The following is a 2,290-nucleotide window of genomic DNA, read 5'->3' as shown; positions in this document are numbered from 1 at the left end:
GCAGTCTGTTTGATTCTTCATATTTGACAAAAAAGTTTTTCCAGAAAGCACCTTTGACGAACTTGTCCGCATCTAAATATGTTTTGGATACTTCCGTTTTAATGGCTTCGAGTTTCAGTGCATCCTGCGCCTTCATACTCCATTCTCCCATCTCCTCGTAAGAGACATTGTCGAGATAAACCAGCCCTTTTGCTTTTTCGGAAGCATAATACTCCCCAAAATGCAGGCTTTCGATATTTTTATCTTTTTCAAGTGCATGCAAAAAGGCTTCCAGCCACCCTTTTTCGTAGACCCACTCATGGGTCTGGGGCCAAAGTCCGAATTTTTCGGCATCATCAAAAACAATGGCTGCCCCGCCGTTTCCGGCACTGTTCCTGACTGCTTCCAGCGCTGCTTCAACCTCTTTGAAAGGAAGCGCATATCGCAGTGTCCGGCTAATAGGAAAAAGAGAGATCTTCTCACCGTTGTTTTCTGTAAAAGAATACCCGTCAAGCATCTCTTCGTCAAATCCGCTTGCCTTGAAATGATAGTCATCTACCATCACATAGGAAATACCGCATTCTGAAAGACCGCTGACAATGCCGTCTTCCCAGACCCTTTCAGTCAGCCAAAGTCCTTTGGGCGTCTGTTCAAAATATTTTGTGATCACTTTGTTCAATTGGTTTATCTGTGCTTTTCTGTCGCGTTCGGGAATGGCACAAAGGACCGGCTCATAGAAGCCGGCAGTGAAAAATTCTATACTTCCCCTGCGGTTTAATGTCTGTATATCATCGAAGACTTCTTCATGATGCTTTCTGATCTGCTCCAGCAGCCATCCGCTGCAATGCAGGGAAAACTTGAAAAAAGGGAACTTCTTTACGGTTTGAAAAAAAGGCTTGTAGCATTTTTCCACCGCTTCATCCACTGCTTCCTTGAAGTTGTCCGCCGGCTGATGCATATGTATGCCAAAGAGCAGTTTTACTTTTTTATCCATCCCCGTTCCTATATAAACCAGTTTTTACTGTAATCGTTGAAGCATACTTCTATCTCGCCGAAAGTCGGTACAAATTCGCTGCTGTTCTGTTTATCGGTGATCTCCAGCTGAAGATGAAGTGTGCTTTTTTTCTGACAGTATTTTTTATCTATGGCGAATTCTACCATATCCTTGCATACCAAAGTTAAACCATCCTTCTGATACTGGTCCGTCACAGGCAGAACAATGGTATTAGGCAGTTCTTTGAAATGCAGTTTTATCTCTTTGTACGCCGAGAGGAACTGCTTTACATTGACATCAAGCCTGAAATACATCATTGTGTCATTTTCGCCGTAATAGAGTTTTTGCACAATCCTTTTCACCCCATCCATAGTGGAAAAGGCTTTACTCTCATCAACCATACCGGCACCCAGCCATTCATAGAACGAAGTCTCTGTGCCGTCAACTTCCACTAACAGCGGGAACTGCGGTTTAACCTGACTCAGTGCCACATTTCTTTCCCTGAAAATATTCAGATAGAGGTTTGAAGGTACAGGCATACCGCACAGTTCGTACACGGCTATGAGATGCGAACGGAAAAGCGTATCGAACTCCGCAAGGAAATCACTGAAATGGTCTTCTCCGTACCACCAAAACCAGTCAGAACATTCACTGGCCAGAAAATGTTCCTCCACAACTGTCTGCGTCTTTCTGTCAAGTTTCCGACAGGAGGGACCAGTCTCTCTTTTGGTCTGATAGATCAGCTCCCACGCCCTGTTCTTTTCACTCTGCCCGACCCAGGTATCAAAAGTACCGTAAATCCAGCTGCCAGGATGCAGCGATGGCAGTTTCTGCCTTCCTTCTTTGGGCAGATCATCGAACCTTTGCATGCTAACCGTCCGGCTTTTTGAAACAGCATTATACAGTTTCAGAAAAAAATCCATGGCATTGTTCCGGTAAAACTCCCAGGCATTTTCTCCGTCGACGATCACAAAGACATTGGCATCAGAATGTTGTTTTCCAATCTCATCAAGCCGTTTCATAAAGTCTCCGACAGCATCTGTTTCTTCCATAAAACGATAACGGAACCCTATGCTGTCGCTGAGAGGATGGTCCCGAAAAGCGATGAAGACAGAATCGTATTCATACCGGTAATAACAAAGATTTTTCTCACTGCTTTTGAGCGTTTTCTGCAGGATCGCTTCATCTGTCGCGACCCATTCTATGCCTTTTTCTCTGTAAAGATGCAGACTTTTTTCATCGACCGCCCCTTCTGCCGGCCACAGACCGGTAGGTTTCTGCCCAAATACCTTGACATAAAGTTCGATAGCTTTATCG

The 2,290-nt window shown here is 44.5% G+C and carries 2 pseudogenes; both read right to left on the bottom strand.

Features of this window, described 5'->3' with window-relative positions:
- A pseudogene (locus F8L24_RS02685) lies at nt 1-973 on the bottom strand (4-alpha-glucanotransferase); the annotation flags it as partial.
- A gap of 8 nt (nt 974-981) precedes the next feature.
- A pseudogene (locus tag F8L24_RS02680) lies at nt 982-2,290 on the bottom strand (glycoside hydrolase); the annotation flags it as partial.

It is taken from the genome of Sulfurovum sp. (genome assembly GCF_015493435.1).
Classification (GTDB): domain Bacteria; phylum Campylobacterota; class Campylobacteria; order Campylobacterales; family Sulfurovaceae; genus Sulfurovum.
This window is presented reverse-complemented; position numbering and strand designations above follow the sequence as displayed.